This is a genomic window from Photorhabdus laumondii subsp. laumondii (assembly GCF_003343245.1).
In the GTDB taxonomy this organism is placed as follows: Bacteria; Pseudomonadota; Gammaproteobacteria; order Enterobacterales; family Enterobacteriaceae; genus Photorhabdus; species Photorhabdus laumondii.
Genome location: NZ_CP024901.1, coordinates 1,484,032 through 1,502,213 on the forward strand (window position 1 = coordinate 1,484,032; position 18,182 = coordinate 1,502,213).

The window sequence follows — 18,182 nt, forward strand, 5'->3', positions numbered from 1 at the left end:
AGATTTAGTGGGCTGCGCTCATGCCTTCTTTACTTCCTTGGGTAAATGGTGGCCTGGCTAGCCAGACGAGCATAATCAAAATCAGGAATACTCCGGCGGAAAGCCAAAAAATTTCATTCGCTGAGATTATGAGCCCTTGATGGGTAACTTCTTTTGCTAGATAAGCAGAAATTTGCTGGTTATTCATGCCTAATTCCGATAATTGTTGATAGATCCGTTGAGTATCGGGACTATAAGGATTGATATGTTCAGTAAAATGGGAATGATGCATTGACTCGCGTTGGGTCCACATGGTTGTCGTTAGTGATGTTCCTATTGAACCCGCCAGTGTTCGAATAAAATTCGATAAACTGGATGCAGATGCCACCCGCTCTGCTGGCAAGCCGGAAAGGGTAATGGTTGTGAGTGGCATAAAGAAACAGGCAATAGCAAACCCTTGGATAAACTGAGGCCATGCGACCGCGGCAAAATCCATGCCTGGTTCGAATGTATATGCACGCCAGTAATAACAGATGGCATAGACAACAAAACTGAATGTCACTATGTAGCGCATATCTGCTTTATTGCCAAATTTACCAATCAGTGGCGAAATTATTAGTGGCAACAATCCTACTGGTGCTGATGCAAGACCTGACCAGGTTGCTGTATAACCGAACACTTCCTGTAATAACTGAGGTAATAACACAATGGTGCCGAAATAGAGCATATAAGCTAAGCTCAAACAGAAGCAACCAATGGTAAAATTGCGCTCTTTGAACAGTGATAGGTCAATAATCGGGTTATTATCGGTCAGTTCCCATACCACCAGAAATGTTAATGAGATGATTGCAATAACTGTCAAGACGATAATTTCTGTAGAATTAAACCAGTCCAGCTCTTTCCCCTGATCTAGCATGATTTGTAAACAACCAACGCCGACCACTAATAACATGAGTCCTATTGTGTCGATAGGCTTGATCTCTGTCTGGGTTTCACGCCCTTTCAGCGTTTGCATAGCAATCAAAATAATCGCTATACCAACAGGAACGTTGATAAAGAAAATCCATCCCCAATGGTAGTTATCACTGATGTAGCCACCCAGAATAGGGCCGAAAATTGGCGCGATGATAATCGTGATTGACCATAATGCCAGCGCCATATTTCCTTTGGCTGGTGGATAATTGTTCAGGAGTAGACTTTGTGAAAGGGGAATAAGAGGACCTGCAACTAATCCTTGAATAACTCGGAAGAAGATTAGCATACCAAGACTGTTGGAAATACCGCATAACCAAGAAGCGATGGAAAATAGCGCGGTTGACCAGATGAATAACTTAACCTCGCCGATGCGTTTCGCCAGCCATCCAGTAATTGGGATAGAAATCGCATTGGCAACCCCGAAAGAGGTAATTACCCAGATCCCTTGAGAACTTGATGATCCTAAGTTACCTGAAATCGTGGGTATCGCTACGTTAGCAATGGTAGAATCTAACACTTGCATGAACGTTGCTAAGGATAGCGCTATGGTCATCCATGCAAGTTTGGCACCTGTAAGCGGCTGTCTCATCACCTTGGCCTCCGATATTATTTTCCAGCATTACTATTAGTAATGTTGTTAACTATTTTATTGGCAGGCGACATATCTATTGTCAGAGCAGTGGTGTGATAAGCTGATTTAGTGCGTGTTTTATCAGACAGAACGGGCCCATCAGGGCTCGTAGTATCTACTCTGACTTTAGTCGAGAGACCGATGCGTAATGGGTATTTTTCTAGTTGTCCAGGATTAAGCTCAATACGGACGGGTAAACGTTGTACAACCTTAATCCAATTACCACTGGCGTTCTGAGCAGGTAATAAAGAGAAGGCGCTGCCGGTACCCATATCAAGGCCAGTGATTTTGCCGCTAAATACTTTGCTTCCACCATAGAAATCGCTGGTGATTTCCACTGGTTGACCAATACGCATACCAGAAATTTGTGTCTCCTTGAAGTTAGCTTCGATCCACATATCGTTTGCCGAAACTATCGCCATCAGTGGAGTATTTTTATTGATTTGTGCACCAACTTGTACACTACGGCGTGAGACATAACCATCGATTGGGCTGACTATTTTCGTGCGTTGTAATGCCAGCCAGGCATTACGGACTTCCGTTGCAGCTTGTTCAATGGCAGGTTGTTTCTCTAGGGGTGTATCCAAGACAATTGCTTGATTAGCGTTGTATTGTTCAATTGCAATATCTAGAGCAGCTCGGGCACTGGCGACAGCTTCCTGTGCATGTTGTAACTCTTCTTTACCAATGACTTTTTGAACGCTAAGTATTTCACGACGGCTAAGATCATTTTGAACTTTAGTTAATTCGGATCTGCGTAGAGCGATGTTAGCCTGATATTGTTTGCTGTTAACTATCTGTTGATGAGTCTGGCGAACGCTGTTGGCTAATGTTGTTTTTGCTTTTTCTAATGCTAATTCTGCATCACGGGGATCGAGTTGCACCAATATACTGCCGCTTTTCACAAAGTCAGTATTATCAAAGTTAACTGTAATTACGCTGCCAGCAACTTGTGACATGATCTGAACTTGATTACCTGTAACGTAGGCGTTATCTGTTTCTTGATGGTGGCGTAAAATGAGAAACCAATAGAAAAAGTAGGCAACACCGAGCAGGGTAAAGATAAGGGTTAGTAGCACTAAGGCACGACTGCGTTGCCTTTTTTTACTACTGGTTGGATCTTGTGCCGCTTGTACTTCTATTGCCTCATTTTCGCTCATAGTAAATCCCCATGCTTGTTGTTTTATCTTCTAGTAAGACTATTTTTGAGATCACTTCCCAGTAGTGGTATAGCATCACTACTGGAAAGGTGAATGACATAGGATCCAATGTTATCGAAGAATAATAGTTAGCTTTTTGCAGAAAATATCATCTTGGCTAACAGGAAAATTTTTTCGAACAATTTAACCAAGAAAGTATTGTTTGGGTGAAAATTGATCGATTAAACAACAAGCTATTTTTTGATACAATCGCCCATTGTATCAAGTCTGACCAGTAATTTTCTCATTAACTTTTCTAACTGTTTTTGTTCCTCCTGGTCAAGACATGACCAAAGTCTTCTCAGGCACTCATGTTGAGGTGGAAGCAAACTATTTAAAAATTTTGTACCTTGTTCTGTCAGATGAAGATGAAGGCAACGGCGATCGTTATGACTTTCCTTTCTCTCAATCCACTCCTGCTTTTCTAATTCATCAGCAATACGCGTGGCGTTAGTACGGGAAGAACCTAATGCGGCACTTAATTCTGATGGTTGGATGCTGTGGCTTTCTTTAGTATCAAGGATCATCAGGGCCATGAACAAAGTTTCATTGATACCTTGAGCTTTCAGCATATTGTTACGGTTTTCAAGCAATTTACTTTGGACGTGCATTGATAACCTAGTCAACAGGATCTCTTGATAAGGGATATCTTTATTTAATTTGGCTTGCTGTGCTGCACGAATATTCAGTAATTCTTCGGTAGGCGTAAACGAACTTTCCATTATTTAGATACCTTATTAGTTTCAACTGGTAAGATAACTTTTGTTATCAAACATCCAAATGGTATATTAAAAGATAAATTTAGCAATTGTAGTTATTTGTTATCATCATATTTCTTTTGATATTGATACCTAATTCATAAATATTTTGAATGTTAGTCCAAAAAGCAGTGCGCCAAATAGTGTTGCGAGTATAATTTGCTTTGTTTTGTAAAAGACTAAACAGATGGTCAGACAACCTATGAGGGTAGGAAGTAGTTTTTGACTTTCTCTCATCACATCAGGTACACCTGATACGATGAGTAAAGAACAAATGGATGCAATACCAATACTGTCAAGGATAATGCTTGTTTTTCCAGCTTTTCTGCCGGCAGATTGGCGTGCTTTCCCAAATCGTAGTGGCAGATAGCGAAATGAAAAGTTAGCTAACCCAACAAATAGTCCAATCAGCAAAATCTTGCTATCAATCATGGTGTTTCCTTTTGTTCTGAAGAGTCATTGCAATTGTTTTGCGGTTGTAACAGTGCCGCGATACAACCACCGACAATACCTGCCAGAATAGCAACTGGAATTGAGAAAAATGTAATCCCTAAAAGTGCTCCGGTTAGTGCGGTTGCAACACAATAACTATTTTGTTTTCTACAAGAAGCAAGAAGAAAACTGAGAAATAGTGCTGGTAACATGAAAATCATGGCAGCTTCTATAGCGGGATAGGATTCCAAATAACCGTTACCAAGAAATGCACCGGCTGCGGTACCTGCGCCCCAGGCCAGCCAAGAACAGATTGCAATAGCAACCATCCAGTTTTCACTCCAGCTCCGGTGGTTTTTAATGAGTTTTGCAGTCGCGGCGGCAAAAACTTCATCTGTCAGGCCGAAAGCCCAGATAACGGTTTTTTTCTCCGTTAGCTTATCTTTGATACGGTGCCTTAAAGATGGACCATAAAGAATATGGCGGACATCCATTGCCATAATTGTTAGGGCAGAAATCCATAATGATGTCCCCGCACTCAGTAAAGCTGTGATGACGAACTGGCTTGCACCGGCGTAGATGATGCATGAAAAGAAAATGGCTTCCATTGGGTTGAAGCCAAGTTTGACGGCATTGAGACCAAAAGCAAAGGCGACGGGAATATAACCGATAACAATGGGTAAACTATCTATTATTCCTTCAGTAAAAGAAGATTTTTTACTCGTTAAGGGGGATGATGTATCAGAAACAGGCATAGAATCTATCTGGTTATGTGAATGTTATGTAACATTAACAAAATGAAACCAAATAGAGAATATCATCCTTAACAAATGTTTCATAAATGTTTTTATTTAAGCATTCTTTTACTATGACCTGTTTCTTACAACGTCTTTGGTTCGTACTTTTTGCCTAAAAACCACACGATTAGGCTGATTATACAGATAGCTATACCCGCGGTGGCAACGCCATACCAACCTGAGTGTTTGTAAGCATAGCCTGAAACCAGAGAGCCAAGAGCTCCACCGATAAAATAGCTAGTCATGTAAGCGGCGGTGAGTCGGTTTCTGGCTTCTGGCATGATGCGGTATATTGTACTTTGATTTGTAACGTGAACTCCTTGAATCGCAATATCAAGGAGAAAAACACCAATTATAAAGCCAATTAGTGATTCTTTGACTAAACCGATCGGTATCCATGAAAGAAGTAATAGCACCAGAGAAATGCTGGTGGTCAGAGGGCCTTTTCCTTTATCAACGAGTCGCCCGGTTTGGGTTGCCATCAATGCACCGGCAGCACCGACTAATCCAAATAAGCCGATGACTCCTTCAGAATAGTTAAAAGGAGGTGCTGAAAGCAGGAATGCCATTGATGTCCATAGCAGGCTGAAGTTGGCAAATGTCAGTGCACCCAGTATGGCGCGTACTCTTAGAAGCGGGCTTGTAGTGATAAGGTTTACAATAGAGCCAAGTAATTGGAAATAACTGAGATTGGTTACTTGTTTGTAACGGGGCAGGTAGCGCCACAACGTCAGAGAAAGAATCACCAATAAGACACTGGCAACCCAAAAAACAGTTCGCCAGCCACCAAGAGTTGCCATTGTTCCTGAGATGGTTCTTGCTAGTAATATTCCAAGCAGTAAACCGCTCATAATTGTACCGACAGCTTTTCCTCGTTGATGGGGAAGAGCAAGTGTTGCGGCCAGCGGGACCAGTATTTGAGCGACCACCGAAAATAAGCCCGTCATTGCCGTTCCCAGTAACATTTGCCAGATGTTCTGTGACGTGGCGGTAATCAGTAATCCAATAGTGGCTAATATTGTCATTGAGACAATTAAACTGCGTCGTTCGAACATATCACCTAATGGCACAAGGAATGTTAGGCCAACGGCATAGCTCAATTGAGCTGTGGTTACAATAAACCCGGCTTCGTTGACGGTCAGATTAAATTGTAACGCAATAGTATCGAGTAGCGGCTGTGCATAATAGTTGCTGGCGACAACCAGACCTGTGGCAATGGCGATTAGTGCAATCAACGCTGGGCTTAATGGCGTACGGGAAATATTTTCTTCCATATAATGTATTTTCTTATATTTAAACGGTAGGTTAGGGTGAGTGGACAGCTCGTTAACGGTCTGTCGTCACGAGCTAAATTTTTTGCATTGTAATGAATTTTTATTCAGGTTCAATGGTAAAGCCGAGAGAATGGTTGTTAAAGAAACTCCATGAGTATTCATTGTTTTAGGTAGTTTAACCTTGTGATTTAACTACCAAATTGAACTGAGAATGAAATGTGAAAACGATATTAATTCTTATTATTTCTCTATAATACAGCGATAATGACTATAAAATTGTTGAAATATAAATTTTAATAAGAATTTTGAGTCAGAAAAAATAACAGTAAAAAACAGTGAATTGTTTTATACCAATTCACTGTAATGTTCTAAGTATTAATTTTTTCCGGCGGCTTCAACAGCAGTTTTAACCCAACTATCAAATAATTTCTGATGAGCCTTAATCCAACCGTTGGCGTGACGTTCAATATTCGCTGGTGATGCCTCACCATTATGCATCCGCAAGTTTTGGGCATTGATATCCGCAAGGGGCATTCTCATGATAGAAAATAACTTAGCGGCGGTTGGGTTGTCTTCTGCCCATTTTTTATTGGCAGCAATATGCATAATACTTGGTGGAAAACCATAATTAGCGCCATTTGGTAATTTCGTCTCTATTTTCTCATCATTAGGCATAGCGGAGAAAGGAACTTGCAGCCAGACAACATCTTTACCTGGTTTCAGCACGTCACTAACCCAATAAGGCGTCCATGTGTAATATAAGATGGGTTTGCCTTCTTTATAGCGGGTAATAGTATCTGCCATCATGGCTGCATAGTTACCTTGATTGTGTTCAACGCTATTGTTTAAACCATAGGCTTTAAGGTGATGATTAATGGCGATTTCACAGCCCCAACCGGGATTACAGCCAGTTAAATCAGCTTTGCCGTTACCGTTGGTATCAAATAATTTGGCTATTTTCGGATCTTTTAATTGAGCAATATTAGTAATGTTGTATTTTTCCGCTGTTTTTTTATCGATCAAGTAGCCTTGTGCTGCATTTTCTACGTAGTTACCAACACGGTAAAATTTGGCATTACCACCTGCTGCCTGATATTGGGTGTTGTGCAGTGGTTCCCAACTTACGGCCATAAAGGTTGCGTCACCAGAAGCAATAGAGGAATAGGCGACGTTGTAGTCCACTTCTTTGATGGGTTTGATATCATAACCAAGTTTTTCCAATGCTTTACTGACGATCAGCGTCTGGAATGTTTCTTCGCTAAGGGTGCTTTGTATGGGTTGTACACTGATACCTTTACCCGGTAATTCGACAGCGAATAATTGAGAACTTATCAGTGATGACAGGGATATAGCCCAGATAACTATTTTGCGCATGGTTTTTCCTCCTGTTGCAGTCATCATGTGTTTACCAAACAATTGTGGTTTGATAGGTGTTTTGGAAGGTTATGCTTTTTGGCTAAATAAACGGGTAACTAATCCAATTGGGCCAGTGGCATACCAGCGATTTACGCCTTTAGCCCGGTTGCTGTAGCCAAAAGACTGTGTTAGGCGGTCAAGGAGAATCGCAAGAATAACAATCCCGACCCCACCTACTGTAGCAAGCCCCATATCGAGACGCCCAATACCTCGCAAAACCATTTGGCCTAAACCACCAACGGCAATCATTGATGCAATAACGACCATTGATAGGGCCAGCATCAGGGTTTGGTTGACACCGGCCATAATGGTTGGCATAGCCAGTGGTAATTGAACTTTAAACAGCATCTGACGAGGGCTGGCGCCGAAAGATTCGGCTGCTTCTATCAGATCTGCTGGAACCTGTTTGATGCCTAAAATTGTCAGACGGACAATTGGGGGTAGAGCAAAGATAATGGTGACGATAACTCCAGGCACGTTACCGATGCCAAACAGCATGACAATCGGAACCAGATAGACGAATGCTGGTGTGGTTTGCATGGCATCAAGCAGAGGTTGGATAATTTTCGCGGCTCTCTTGCTGTGTGCCAGCCATATACCGAGTGGTAACCCAACGATAATGCAGAACAATAGCGATGTCAGAGCCAGTGATAAAGTGACCATCGATTCGTGCCACGCACCAATTTCACCAATAATTACCAGAGAAATTAGAGCAGTAATACCCATACCAATGCCTGATAACTGCCAGGCAATCAGGGCAAAAAATAGGATGGCAATGGGAGCAGGTATTGACGTCAGACATTGTTCAAAGCCACTGAGAACAAAATCAATGGGGACGCGGATTCCCTGAAATGCAGGACGAAAATTTAGCACAATCCAATCAATAGCCTGGGTTACCCATGAGTCTAAAGGGATAAGTGGGTGCTGGAATGGGTCCATGATATTAAAATGTTCAGGCTGTACCGCAGTTGCGGGGGCATCCAGCCAGTCAGAACCCGTTGCATTGTCAGCACTGGTTCCACTGCTCCAGGGGTCGGTATTATCGGCAGCGATGGACGGGGTATCCTCTGAATTCTGTACAGGCTGAGTTTGATGTTCGTTTTGATTACTCATTTGGTGTCTCCTTATCTAATGCCTGCAATAGCATCCCTTTGGAAATAACGCCGATATATTTGTCATTATTTCCAACCACCGGAACTGCACAAGGTGATTGTGCTACAACAGCAATCAGCTCATTGAGGGGCATATCTGCGGCAACGGAGGTTGGTTCCGCCAATATGGCGTGTTCGATAGGTTTTTTTTCCCGTAATGCTTTTTCCAATGAATTTACGGAAACGATACCGGCGAATTTTTGTCCACGTTCGATCAGGTAACCATAGTTTCTGTTTTCGTCATCAAGGACTTTCAATGCAGAAAGAGGACCAAAACCGGGTGCAATATGAAGCAGAGAGTCAGGACGGCGACGGGCAATGTCTTTAGCACTGAATACATGGCTGATATCCACGCCACGAAAGAAAGTTTTCACATAGTTATTCGCTGGATTATTCAAGATTTCATCAGGTGTCCCGACCTGCACAACAACACCGTCTTGCATAATGGCAATCCGGTCTCCGATACGCATTGCCTCATCCAAATCATGAGAGATAAAGACGATAGTCCGTGGCTGATTGCCTTGCAGGCTTAGCAGTTCATCTTGCATTTCTGTACGAATTAATGGATCAAGGGCAGAAAATGCTTCGTCCATTAGCAAAATATCTGGGTTATTAGCTAATGCTCTGGCAAGCCCTACACGTTGGCGCATCCCGCCTGAGAGCTCATCTGGATAAGATTGTGCATAATTTTCCAGGTTTACCTGTTTCAGTGCATCCAATGCTTTTTTATTGCGTTCTTGTTTGGTGATTCCGGCAAGTTCCATACCAAAGGCGCTGTTTTCCAGTATGTTTAAATGTGGCATCAGTGCAAATGATTGGAAAACCATACTGATTTTGTTACGGCGAATTTCTCTTAACGCTGCTGTTGAAATCTCAGAAATATCTTCACCATCAATTAATACTTGGCCGCGAGTCGGTTTTATCAGACGATTGAGAAGGCGTACCATTGTGGATTTGCCGGAGCCAGATAATCCCATGATGACAAATATTTCGCCTTCTTCAATAGTCAGATTGGCATTTTGTATACCAACAACCATACCTGTCTTTTCAAATATCTGATCTTTGCTCAAACCCGAATTCAGTAACTTGAAAGCATATTCTGAATGGTCGCCAAATATCTTATAGAGGTTTTTAACTTCAAGTTTAATTGCCATGAAATAGTTACTTTCCTTTCAATGGTTATTTAATGGTGTTATGCATTATTCATCTCTGCATGATTCTTTGAATATATATACCCTAACATACTGAGAGAGCCTGACAACCCTATGTTAATGATAATTAATGTAAAAAATAGTGATATTGAATGACTTAAATTAGATATATTTGTAGTTATTTCATGGTTATTAGTCATTCATTTTACCCAAATCCATGCGGTCATTGTAAGGGTTAATTGTATCTATGTTGTTGTTATTAATGAATTTTAAATTTGATCGACAAATGAATTATTCACTATGTTGTAAATAGAATCGCTTATTAGTTTATCATGTTGATTATGTCTTATTAGAATGAAATTTAATTTAAAATTAATTAGCTATATTAATGTTTTTTGTCGTTTCGGATGATATAAGAGGCGGAGATGGCAAAAAATATCCATAGAAATGGCAATAGTCATGAAAAAATGCCATAAAAATATAAGGATTTTATGGCGTTTTATCGTTTAAAAAACAGGATCAATAATATTGGTTTTTAAAGTATTAGAGTATTATGGTTATTTTGAAGTATTCCTTCTATATAAAATAAAATCATTCTCTTTAAAAATTCCAATCCTCATCCTCAGTATTCACTGCTTTACCGATAACATATGATGAACCTGAACCAGAAAAGAAATCATGATTTTCATTGGCATTCGGTGATAATGCAGAGAGGATTGTAGGGCTGACATTTGTTATTTCTGGCGGAAATAAGGTTTCATATCCAAGATTCATTAATGCTTTATTGGCATTATAATGCAAGAATTTTTTAATATCTTCAGTCCAGCCAACAATATCATAAAGTTCTTCTGTATATTTGATTTCATTTTCGTATAATTCTAATAATAATGAAAAAGTGAATTCTTTAATCTCTTTTTGCTCTAGTGTTGAATGTTTTTTTAATGATTGTTGAAATTTATATCCAATATAATAACCGTGAATGGCTTCATCTCGGATAATAAGTCGGATTAAATCGGCTGTATTTGTTAATATTCCTCGACTTGACCAATACATAGGTAAATAGAAACCTGAATAGAATAAAAATGATTCTAGAAAAACACTGGCGATTTTTTTCTTTAATGGATGATGATAACTATAATAATTTAGTATAATTTTGGCTTTATTCTGTAATGAAAAACTCTTTTCACTCCAGCGATAGGCGTCATCTACATCAGTTGTTAGGCATAATGTTGAAAAAATGGAGCTATAAGAACGTGCATGAACAGCTTCCATGAAACTAATGTTGGACATAACTGCTTCTTCGTGGGGTGTCAGGGCATCTTCCATTAACGCTGGAGCACCAACAGTGTTCTGAATTGTGTCCAGTAGTGTCAGCCCGGTGAATACCCGGATAGTCAGCTTTTTTTCTTCTGTCGTCAGTGTATTCCATGAAGTAATATCATTGGATAATGGAATTTTTTCCGGTAACCAAAAATTAGTTGTCAGTCGGTTCCAAACTTCTAGATCTTTGTCATCTTCAATTCGGTTCCAGTTAATTGCACATATAGGATTACTGATCATAATACATTTCCAGAATCATTTTATAGTGAGCATGAAACACAATCTTGTACTTCAGTGCCTTCCAGAGCCGTTTGTTTCAGACGGATGTAATAAAGTGTTTTAATTCTTTTACGCCAGGCATAAATTTGCGCTTTGTTAATATCACGGGTAGTGGCATCGTCTTTGAAGAAAAGTGTCAGGGATAATCCTTGGTCGACGTGTTGAGTGGCTATAGCATAAGTATCAATAATCTTTTCCGGTCCTATTTCGTAAGCATCTTGGTAATATTCAAGATTATTATTCGTCATAAATGGCGCTGGATAATATACCCGACCTGTTTTACCATCTTTACGGATCTCAATACGGGATACAATCGGGTGAATGCTTGAGGTTGAATTGTTGATATATGAAATAGAACCTGTAGGAGCAATAGCTTGGAGATTTTGATTGTAAATACCATGAGCCATAATTGAGGCTTTTAATTCAAGCCAGTCTTGTTGATTAGGAATTTTTATTCCTGCTTGTTCAAACAATTGAGAAACTTTTTTTGTCTGAGGTTGCCATGTTATTTCTGTATATTTATTGAAAAATTCACCATTGGCATAACGAGAATCTTTAAAGCCTTTAAAGTAGCTATTACGTTCAATGGCGATCTGATTGGAAGTACGCAGAGCGTGATAAGTAACGATATAGAAATAGATATTGGTGAAATCTATTCCCTCTTCAGAACCATAATGAATTTTTTCCCTTGCCAGATAGCCGTGAAGATTCATTTGCCCTAAACCAATAGCATGAGAATCCTGATTTCCTTTTTCGATAGAAGGAACTGAACGGATATGGCTCATATCTGATACCGCGGTTAAAGCGCGGACAGCCGTTTCAATAGAGAGGGTAAAATCAGGTGAATCCATTGTATGAGCAATATTCATTGATCCCAGATTACAACTAATATCTTTCCCAATATGGTGGTAACTTAAATCCTCTTCATATTCGCTGGCGCTGTTAACCTGTAAAATTTCGGAACATAAATTACTCATATTAATCCGACCTTTAATCGGGTTAGCATTATTCACTGTGTCTTCATACATAATATAAGGATAACCAGATTCAAATTGGAGCTCAGCTAATGCCATGAAAAATTCACGAGCATTGATTTTTGATTTCCGAATTTGTTGGTTATTTACCATTTCAGCATATTTTTCTGTCATGCTAATTTCGGACATTGGCACACCATAAACCCGCTGAATATCATATGGGGAGAATAGATACATATCTTCATTATGTTTAGCCAGCTTAAAAGTGATATCAGGAATAACAACGCCAATAGAGAGCGTTTTTATACGGATTTTTTCGTCGGCATTTTCCCGTTTTGTATCCAGAAAACGAAGAATATCGGGGTGATGAGCATGGAGATAAACGGCACCTGCACCTTGGCGTGCACCGAGTTGATTAGCGTATGAAAACGCATCTTCCAGCATTTTCATCACTGGGATAACACCTGATGATTGATTTTGAATCATTTTTATCGGTGCACCCGTTTCCCGTAGATTACTGAGTAAGAATGCGACCCCACCGCCACGTTTTGAAAGCTGTAAGGCTGAATTAACTGAACGTCCGATGGATTCCATATTATCTTCAATGCGTAGCAGGAAACAGGAAACCAATTCTCCTCGCTGTTTCTTACCGCAATTAAGAAAAGTTGGCGTTGCTGGTTGAAAACGGCCACTGATCATCTCATCCACTAGACGACAAGCCAGCATCTGATCGCCTTGGGCTAGGGTCAGTGCTACCATGCATACCCGATCTTCATAGCGTTCTAGATAACGTTTATTATCGAAGGTTTTCAGAGTATAACTGGTGTAATATTTGAATGCGCCCAGAAAGGTTTGAAAGCGGAATTTTTTGCTATAGGCTTGCTGAAAGAGCTTTTTAATAACAGTAAAATCGTATTGCTCTAGCACGTTTATTTCGTAATATCCCTCTTGTTGGAGGAAATCCAGTTTCTCTTTTAGGCTATGGAAAAATAGTGTGTTTGGATTTACATGCTGGCGAAAATAACAATGAATAGCCAGCTTGTCTTTGTCAAATTGAATATTCCCTTCACTATCGTACAGATTGAGCAAGGCATTTAAAGCATGATAATCTTGTTGTGCATTAATTTGAAAAGTCATAATTACATATTCTCTAATGAGTCATGTTGCCAGAATCTTTGAATACCTTGGCGTACCCGTTGTACATCTTCTTCAGTACCCAACAGTTCAAAACGGTATAGGAGCGGTATCCGGCATTTCTCTGAAATTATCCGCCCAGCGATGCCGTAAGCTTCGCCAAAGTTGGTATTCCCGGCCGCGATGACTCCCCGGATGAATGCCCGGTTTTCGGCGATATTGAGAAATCGGATCACTTGTGGTGGAACAGCGCCTTTAGTACTGCCGCCACCGTAACTGGGGGTCAGTAAAATGTAAGGAGAAGTTATATTTAATGGGCTGTCTGATTGATTTATTGGAATACGAAAGGCTGGTATCTCCAGTTTCTGAACAAATCTATGACTATTACTCGATGAACTGGAGAAATAGATCAGCGGATTTATATTCATAATAAACCTATACATTCTCGATTAATGCGTTGATTTTATCTGGACGAAATCCTGACCAATGCTGTGTACCTGCAACAACCACAGGAATTTGCTGATAGCCCATAGCACGGATAGTCGCTAAAGCCTGCGGGTTTTCGGTTAAATCGATAATCTGATAAGGAATATTTCTTCGGCTTAGCACCTGATAGGTTGCGCTGCATTGTACGCAGTCCGGTTTGCTATAAATGGTAATGCTCATTAACGACTCCTTTGTCAGTTTGTGGGCATGTAATGGCAAAATTTGGTTCATGAGTGATAATTTACCTGGAGGCCAGAACTTGAATTATACTATATGTAGTGAAATTTTATTTCAACCGCACTATATATGGTGTTTATTTTACATCGAGTGACTATCATTAAAATTACAATGTTGGTTATTCCCTGTTTGTTGGTAGACTTTTCGCCTTCAGACAAGTTTAAGTTTTCTAGTCGGTGGTAAGGGAGCAACTGAATTCATCATTGCAATTTGTCGAAAAGACGATTTACTCTAATCCCTATAATGATTGATATTTTTTTCAATGGAGGTGGTTATGTATCATCACTATTTTGATACACCCAAAGGATTTCCTAAACCGTATATTCATATCACTGCGGATGATAAGGGAGTGACCAGTCTATATTTTGTTGATGAAAAAACAGCGCCTGAAGTGAAAAATGATATTACTAAGCAGTGCGTGAAAGAGTTACGGGGATATTTTGCGGGTAAGCGTACTGAGTTTTCTGTTCCACTCAACCCGGCAGGAACTGAATTCCAGCAGCGTGTATGGTTACAGTTATGTAAGATCCCATTTGGAGAAGTGTGGAGTTATAAGCAACTTTCATTAGCATTAGGTTCAGTTAATTATTGTCGTGCGGTAGGAATGGCTAATTCTCGTAATCCGATCTCATTAATTGTGCCTTGTCATCGTGTTATTGGACATGATGGTAAATTGGTGGGATATACCGGCGGCCTGAATATTAAAAGCTGGCTATTAGAACATGAAAAAACCTAGTCATTTGTTTGTTAGATAACTTGTGTGATAAAAGACCAGGGAAGGTTATAGATATTTATATATGTGTATTATTTAGTAGTAAAACTAAATAAAGATAACATCTATCGTATTTTATTATGCTTTTCGTGATCTTGGTTGTAGACAGTGAGCCAACTTATTTGTTGTACTGTATGCGACGCAGATTTTGTGTCTTAATTTTCACGTTAAAGGTAAGTTTGATGTCAAAAATTAAAGGTAACGTTAAGTGGTTTAATGAATCTAAAGGATTCGGGTTTATCACTCCAGAAGATGGTAGCAAAGACGTATTCGTGCATTTCTCTGCTATTCAGATTACCGGATTTAAAACTTTGGCAGAAGGTCAAAAAGTAGAGTTTGAAATCACTGACGGCGCTAAAGGTCCATCTGCTGTAAACGTTGTCGCTATCTGATTTTAACTCCGTATTTCGAAAACCCGTTATTTCAACGGGTTTTTTTTGTCTTGTATGATATGTAAGTAATTTTAATTTAAAGTTCATGCATCAATACGAAAGCTAACATGGTCATCAGTAATGATCCAAAAAGATTAAGCAAAACTGTTCCCAGTGCCCATCCTAGTTTCCCGTCCAGTAACAAATAAACAACTTCAACAGAGAATGTGGAAAAGGTTGTTAAACCTCCGCAAAAACCGGTGGTCAACATCAATTTCCAAGCCGGATCAAGATGGGTAGATTTATTAAAATAGGCTAATCCTAGCCCGATAATTAATGCACCAATACAGTTAACGGTAAGGGTGCCAATTGCGATATTAGAAGAAATATTATTAAGACGGAGGCTGATAAACCAGCGTAATACGCTGCCTAAGCCACCTCCGATAAATATAGCCAGAATAATATTAATCATAATATACCCGTCATCTTTCAAGCTGCCTCTTTGTTGGCTGCACTCGCTTACCCCGGTCACATAGTTTGCTATGCTCCCGGGGATTCACTCCCTTGCCGTCGCGATGCAGCTTGAAACCCATAGGGTATAAGAAACTGGGTTATTTGACCTCTTCACCTTTGGCTTGCAAGTCAGCATGATAAGAAGAACGGACAAATGGACCACAGGCAGCATGGGTGAACCCCATAGCTAACGCTTCTTCTTTCATTTCATCAAATTCCTGTGGGCTGACGTAGCGCTGTACCGGTAAATGATGACGACTAGGTTGTAGGTATTGTCCCAGAGTCAGCATAGTCACACCGTGGCGGCGCAGATCACGCATAACATCAAGAATTTCTTCGTTGGTTTCACCAAGACCGACCATTAGACCCGATTTGGTTGGAATATCAGGATGGGCTTCTTTAAACTTTTCAAGTAATTTTAGTGACCACTCATAGTTTGCACCAGGGCGCACCTGACGGTAAACCCGGGGTACGTTTTCCAGGTTATGGTTAAAGACATCGGGCGGTGTCGCTGTCAGTATTTCAAGTGCACGATCCATACGTCCACGGAAGTCAGGAACTAAGGTTTCAATCTTAATGGATGGATTTTTTTCACGAATAGCAGAGATGCAGTCAGCAAAGTGCTGAGCACCACCGTCACGTAGATCATCACGGTCAACGGAGGTGATGACAACGTAGCGCAGTGCCATATCTTTAATGGTTTGTGCCAGTTTTACCGGTTCGTTGGTGTCAGGTGCCATTGGGCGGCCGTGCGCAACATCACAGAAAGGGCAACGGCGGGTGCAAATTGCGCCAAGGATCATAAAGGTTGCTGTACCGTGATTGAAGCATTCTGCCAGGTTAGGGCAAGATGCTTCTTCACAAACGGAATGCAGGCCATTTTTGCGCATGGCAGATTTGATGCCCTGAATGCGGCTGGAATCCGCAGGAAGTTTGATTTTCATCCACTCAGGTTTACGCAAGATTTCTGTACGTTCGGTCATCACTGTTTTGACAGGGATCAGCGCCATTTTGTCTGCGTCGCGGTACTTAACTCCGCGTTCCATCTGAATTGGTTTACTCATAATCGTGCTGGTTCCAGTGTTAAATTCATCAGGTTGAGATTTATCATTCAGTCTACTGTATGATAAACAATTAAAAAATTTTTGAAAAATGTTAAAAAATTATAGCATCTTTAACTGTTCAGTTTAAATCCTAGCTGCTGGCAAAATTTCTCTACCAAAACAGGTTGTACTTGTTCAACAGTAATTCCAGGAACTAAGTCACTGAGTTGAATCATTTTCATGCCGGCATAGCCACAAGGGTTAATACGCTGGAAGGGTTCTAAATCCATTGCGATATTGAGGGCTAACCCGTGGAAAGAACAACCTTTACGTATCCGTAATCCAAGAGAGCAAATTTTTGCTTCATTGACGTAGACACCAGGGGCGTCCGGGCGGGCATAGGCTTTCACACCAAAGTGAGCAAGGGTTTTAATGACAGTATCCTCTATCGCCGTAACCAGTTGCCGTACACCAATTCTGGCGCGTTTAATGTCAATCATGACGTACATAACCTGCTGACCAGGGCCATGATAGGTGACTTGTCCACCACGATCGGATTGAATAACCGGAATATCACCGAGGGACAGCAAATGCTCAGCTTTACCTGCTTGTCCTTGAGTAAAGACTTTTGGATGCTGTACCAGCCAGATTTCATCAGGTGTATTAGTATCTCGCTGCTCAGTAAACAAGTGCATTGCATCAGAAATCGGCTCGTAGGGCTGTATTCCTAATTGACGTAAGAAAATCGTTTTATGTTGCAATTGAAACTTCATTTGATAGCTATAAGATTTGGTCAGTATAACCCTCAGAAGAGCTTCTCACCAGTTTAGTGCATCTGAAACTGTAGTATTCCTGATAGATAAAGAATCCCCTGTAAAATTATAGGGGATTTCTCTTGTGTGTATTACAAGACTACCCGTACCAATTCAAGGTTACCTAACTCTTCATATAGCGTTTCTACTTGTTCAATATGAGTCGCATTGATAGTAATGGACACTGAGTGGTAGTTACCTTTGCTGCTTGGCTTCACTTGTGGAGAGTAATCGCCCGGCGCATGACGTTGAACCACTTCAACGACCTGATTGACTAGCTCAGGCTCCGCTAAGCCCATCACTTTGTAAGTGAATGAACAAGGGAACTCAAGCAGTTCATTTAATTTGGTTTTCATGGGCGCTCCTGTTTTGCTTTCCGCGATACGTACGGTCAGTTTCTTCTGTAAAATTTGATACTTTCCTCCGCCTTAAAAACACGGAGATGCTTATTGCGATCGGGTAGTAACCCGATTTTATC

19 protein-coding genes are annotated in these 18,182 nt (G+C 40.5%); 2 read left to right on the forward strand and 17 right to left on the reverse strand.

What is annotated here, in order from left to right; translation table 11 throughout:
• Positions 1–4: 4 nt before the first annotated feature.
• From emrB to nrdH, 13 genes are all read right to left on the reverse strand, one after another.
• Positions 5–1,543, reverse strand: coding sequence for a multidrug efflux MFS transporter permease subunit EmrB (gene emrB, locus PluTT01m_RS06560; protein ID WP_202926142.1), 1,539 nt, complete (start codon positions 1,541–1,543; stop codon positions 5–7).
• A 17-nt stretch (positions 1,544–1,560) separates the two neighbouring features.
• Positions 1,561–2,745: a multidrug efflux MFS transporter periplasmic adaptor subunit EmrA gene (gene emrA / locus PluTT01m_RS06565; RefSeq protein WP_011145600.1), complete on the reverse strand. Its 1,185-nt coding sequence runs from the start codon at positions 2,743–2,745 to the stop codon at positions 1,561–1,563.
• Between the two features lie 233 nt (positions 2,746–2,978).
• Positions 2,979–3,506, reverse strand: a complete 528-nt coding sequence (gene mprA / locus PluTT01m_RS06570) for a transcriptional repressor MprA (RefSeq protein ID WP_011145601.1) — start codon at positions 3,504–3,506, stop codon at positions 2,979–2,981.
• Between the two features lie 129 nt (positions 3,507–3,635).
• Entirely contained in the window at positions 3,636–3,974 is a 339-nt protein-coding gene (gene ygaH / locus PluTT01m_RS06575; protein WP_011145602.1) for an L-valine transporter subunit YgaH, read from the reverse strand.
• Positions 3,971–4,729: an AzlC family ABC transporter permease gene (locus tag PluTT01m_RS06580; protein WP_011145603.1), complete on the reverse strand. Its 759-nt coding sequence runs from the start codon at positions 4,727–4,729 to the stop codon at positions 3,971–3,973. The genes ygaH and PluTT01m_RS06580 overlap by 4 nt, the downstream gene beginning before the upstream one ends.
• A gap of 125 nt (positions 4,730–4,854) precedes the next feature.
• Positions 4,855–6,045: an MFS transporter gene (locus tag PluTT01m_RS06585; protein WP_011145604.1), complete on the reverse strand. Its 1,191-nt coding sequence runs from the start codon at positions 6,043–6,045 to the stop codon at positions 4,855–4,857.
• A gap of 375 nt (positions 6,046–6,420) precedes the next feature.
• Positions 6,421–7,419, reverse strand: coding sequence for a glycine betaine/L-proline ABC transporter substrate-binding protein ProX (gene proX / locus PluTT01m_RS06590; RefSeq protein ID WP_011145605.1), 999 nt, complete (start codon positions 7,417–7,419; stop codon positions 6,421–6,423).
• A 69-nt stretch (positions 7,420–7,488) separates the two neighbouring features.
• Positions 7,489–8,574, reverse strand: coding sequence for a glycine betaine/L-proline ABC transporter permease ProW (gene proW, locus PluTT01m_RS06595; RefSeq protein WP_011145606.1), 1,086 nt, complete (start codon positions 8,572–8,574; stop codon positions 7,489–7,491).
• Positions 8,567–9,766, reverse strand: coding sequence for a glycine betaine/L-proline ABC transporter ATP-binding protein ProV (gene proV / locus PluTT01m_RS06600; RefSeq protein ID WP_011145607.1), 1,200 nt, complete (start codon positions 9,764–9,766; stop codon positions 8,567–8,569). The genes proW and proV overlap by 8 nt, the downstream gene beginning before the upstream one ends.
• A 597-nt stretch (positions 9,767–10,363) precedes the next feature.
• Positions 10,364–11,323 carry a class 1b ribonucleoside-diphosphate reductase subunit beta gene (gene nrdF, locus PluTT01m_RS06605; protein WP_011145608.1) on the reverse strand — a complete coding sequence of 320 codons (960 nt, stop codon included), beginning with the start codon at positions 11,321–11,323 and terminating at the stop codon, positions 10,364–10,366.
• A 20-nt stretch (positions 11,324–11,343) separates the two neighbouring features.
• Complete coding sequence (nrdE, locus tag PluTT01m_RS06610) at positions 11,344–13,473, reverse strand: class 1b ribonucleoside-diphosphate reductase subunit alpha (RefSeq protein WP_011145609.1); 2,130 nt, start codon at positions 13,471–13,473, stop codon at positions 11,344–11,346.
• 2 nt (positions 13,474–13,475) lie between these two features.
• Positions 13,476–13,892, reverse strand: a complete 417-nt coding sequence (gene nrdI, locus PluTT01m_RS06615; protein ID WP_041380729.1) for a class Ib ribonucleoside-diphosphate reductase assembly flavoprotein NrdI — start codon at positions 13,890–13,892, stop codon at positions 13,476–13,478.
• Between the two features lie 13 nt (positions 13,893–13,905).
• Complete coding sequence (gene nrdH, locus PluTT01m_RS06620) at positions 13,906–14,136, reverse strand: glutaredoxin-like protein NrdH (RefSeq protein ID WP_011145611.1); 231 nt, start codon at positions 14,134–14,136, stop codon at positions 13,906–13,908.
• A gap of 331 nt (positions 14,137–14,467) precedes the next feature.
• Between nrdH and PluTT01m_RS06625 the strand changes: the two genes are divergently transcribed.
• Positions 14,468–14,929 (forward strand): methylated-DNA--[protein]-cysteine S-methyltransferase, encoded by a 462-nt coding sequence (locus tag PluTT01m_RS06625; RefSeq protein WP_011145612.1) that lies wholly within the window; start codon positions 14,468–14,470, stop codon positions 14,927–14,929.
• 218 nt (positions 14,930–15,147) lie between these two features.
• A complete protein-coding gene (cspE, locus tag PluTT01m_RS06630) occupies positions 15,148–15,357 on the forward strand; it encodes a transcription antiterminator/RNA stability regulator CspE (RefSeq protein WP_041379980.1) in 210 nt (69 codons plus the stop codon).
• A gap of 76 nt (positions 15,358–15,433) precedes the next feature.
• On the opposite strand, the gene crcB is transcribed toward cspE, so the two are convergent.
• The 4 genes from crcB to ybeD all read right to left on the reverse strand — a co-directional run bounded on the left by crcB (position 15,434) and on the right by ybeD (position 18,060).
• On the reverse strand, positions 15,434–15,808 hold the full coding sequence (crcB, locus tag PluTT01m_RS06635) for a fluoride efflux transporter CrcB (RefSeq protein ID WP_011145614.1): 375 nt from the start codon (positions 15,806–15,808) through the stop codon (positions 15,434–15,436).
• A 139-nt stretch (positions 15,809–15,947) separates the two neighbouring features.
• Positions 15,948–16,913 (reverse strand): lipoyl synthase, encoded by a 966-nt coding sequence (lipA, locus tag PluTT01m_RS06640; RefSeq protein ID WP_011145615.1) that lies wholly within the window; start codon positions 16,911–16,913, stop codon positions 15,948–15,950.
• Positions 16,914–17,023: 110 nt separating this feature from the next.
• Positions 17,024–17,665 (reverse strand): lipoyl(octanoyl) transferase LipB, encoded by a 642-nt coding sequence (lipB, locus tag PluTT01m_RS06645; RefSeq protein WP_041379981.1) that lies wholly within the window; start codon positions 17,663–17,665, stop codon positions 17,024–17,026.
• A 131-nt stretch (positions 17,666–17,796) separates the two neighbouring features.
• Positions 17,797–18,060 (reverse strand): DUF493 family protein YbeD, encoded by a 264-nt coding sequence (ybeD, locus tag PluTT01m_RS06650; protein WP_011145617.1) that lies wholly within the window; start codon positions 18,058–18,060, stop codon positions 17,797–17,799.
• Between the last annotated feature and the right edge of the window lie 122 nt (positions 18,061–18,182).